This window comes from Sphingomonas sp. (assembly GCF_036387595.1).
In the GTDB taxonomy this organism is placed as follows: Bacteria; Pseudomonadota; Alphaproteobacteria; order Sphingomonadales; family Sphingomonadaceae; genus Sphingomonas.
Genome location: NZ_DASVTL010000052.1, coordinates 1 through 1,935, shown reverse-complemented (window position 1 = coordinate 1,935; position 1,935 = coordinate 1). Strand labels below are relative to the sequence as shown.

The window sequence follows — 1,935 nt, the reverse complement described above, 5'->3', positions numbered from 1 at the left end:
CTGCGGTTCACGGGCCATTGGTAATCCTTGAAAGCTGAGAAGCGAGCCGCCCTGACGAGCGGCTCAAGCTTACTTCTTCTTGCCGGCGATCGGCTTTGCCTTGCCCTTGCGAGTGCGCGCATTGGTATGCGTGCGCTGGCCGCGGACCGGCAGGCCGCGCCGATGGCGCAGACCGCGATAGCAGGCGAGATCCATCAGTCGCTTGATATTCATCGCGACCTGACGGCGAAGATCACCCTCGACCGTGTGGTCGGCGTCGATCGTCTCGCGGATCTGCAGGACCTCCTGGTCCGTCAGGTCCTGAACGCGACGCTCGGGGGCGATTTCCAGCTTGTCGGTGATTGCCTTGGCCTTGGTCGGGCCAATGCCGTGAATGTACGTGAGCGCGATCACCACGCGCTTGTTGGTCGGGATATTAACACCCGCGATACGTGCCATGAACTTTTTCTCCTAGCTCCACGGAATCCGGCATGGCAGCGCGGCCCCATCTCGACGCAATGGCTCCGAACGCACGATTGCGGCGAGCGCAAACAAGCGCCGCCGGGAACCGGTGTGTCGGAGTAAGGATCAGTTAAGCGCGCGCCAACGCCGTGTCAAGCGATCGGTTCCGCTGTAGGTGCGTTCGGATCGCTCCGCTGAATGGGTCGGAACGCGACGGTTCGTGACCTGATCTCAGCGGCTTGAGGCGCGCACGCCGCCATCTTCACGGCTTGTTAGCGATGTCGCGCCAAGGTGATTCCCGCAGCAATGGAGCAAGCAGGTGACGTCGATGGATCGCGAAATCGCCAGGATCGAGCAGCGGCTCGTCAGATCATGCTCGCGATCCGCGTCCTATACCCCGCCCGTGGTCACCGACCTGATCAAGCGGATCGACATCGCGCTGAGCGAGCGCCGCGCCGCCTGACCCGGCGTTCGCCGATCGATCAAAAGACGACGATGTCCGGCGTGGTGAACGCCGCAACGAACAACATCACCGCCAACCCGCCCGACAACCCACACAGGACGTAGCCGACATAGGCCAGGATCGGCGGATTGGGCCGCTTCATCCTGCGGTTGCGCGACGCACCCGACAGCACGAAGCTTGCCAACATTCCATAGGTGAATACGATCGCCCCCAACATCCGCGGTTCCTCCGATTGCGCCAGCGACCCCCCGGCCGCACGTTCGCTATCGAAGGTACGACGGATCGCTTAGCAATCCGTTAACTACGACGCGAGAGGCGGATGCTGACGCGGTGGCTGAACGGCGATGGCCCTCCCAATATCGTCATCCCCGCGCAGGCGGGGATCCATACTGGCTACCGCTGGACTTTGAGAGGCAACGCTCGCCAGTCTGGATCCCCGCCTGCGCGGGGATGACGAAGAAACGAACGGCGTTCCCGAACCCCGCAGCCTACCGAGGGCGGTCGAGGATCCCGTCGATCGCGGTGCTGACATGCGAGATGTCCGCCATGCCGTCGATGGGTTTTACCAGTCCGCGCGCTTCGTAGATCGGCAGGATCGGCGCGGTCTTGGCGCGATATTCCGCCATCCGGGTGTGCACCGTCTCCGCATTGTCGTCGGGCCGGCGCTTGAACTCGGTCGACCCGCAGACGTCGCAAACGCCCTCTGCTTCGGGTTGCTTGAAGCGGTCGTGATAGCCCTCGCCGCAATTCGCGCAGGTATACCGCCCGGTCACGCGCTCGATGAGCGCCGCCTCGTCGACTTCCAGCTCGATCACGTAATCGAGCGTCCGGCCACGCGACACCAGCAGCTCGTCGAGCGCGGTCGCCTGCGCCGCGGTCCGCGGATAGCCGTCGAAGATTACCCCCGTGTCCGCGCCGAGCGCATCGAGCTTCTCGCCGATCAGTGCCGAGACGATCTCGTCCGACACCAGTCCGCCCGATTCCATCACCGCCTTCGCCTGCTGCCCTGTCGGGGTCCCGGCCTTCACGGC

4 protein-coding genes are annotated in these 1,935 nt (G+C 64.0%); 1 reads left to right on the top strand and 3 read right to left on the bottom strand.

Annotated features, from left to right (window positions below; genetic code table 11):
* Nucleotides 1-69: 69 nt before the first annotated feature.
* Nucleotides 70-438: a 30S ribosomal protein S13 gene (rpsM, locus tag VF643_RS04185; protein WP_331042116.1), complete on the bottom strand. Its 369-nt coding sequence runs from the start codon at nucleotides 436-438 to the stop codon at nucleotides 70-72.
* Nucleotides 439-760: 322 nt separating this feature from the next.
* Here rpsM and VF643_RS04180 point away from each other — a divergent pair, with 322 nt between their 5' ends.
* A complete protein-coding gene (locus VF643_RS04180) occupies nucleotides 761-904 on the top strand; it encodes a hypothetical protein (RefSeq protein ID WP_331042115.1) in 144 nt (47 codons plus the stop codon).
* A 19-nt stretch (nucleotides 905-923) separates the two neighbouring features.
* Here VF643_RS04180 and VF643_RS04175 read toward each other — a convergent pair whose 3' ends face one another.
* Together VF643_RS04175 and VF643_RS04170 are read right to left on the bottom strand one after the other, a co-directional pair.
* A complete protein-coding gene (locus tag VF643_RS04175) occupies nucleotides 924-1,121 on the bottom strand; it encodes a hypothetical protein (RefSeq protein ID WP_331042114.1) in 198 nt (65 codons plus the stop codon).
* A 271-nt stretch (nucleotides 1,122-1,392) separates the two neighbouring features.
* A partial coding sequence (locus tag VF643_RS04170; protein WP_331042113.1) for a nucleoside monophosphate kinase occupies nucleotides 1,393-1,935 on the bottom strand: 543 nt, incomplete at its 5' end.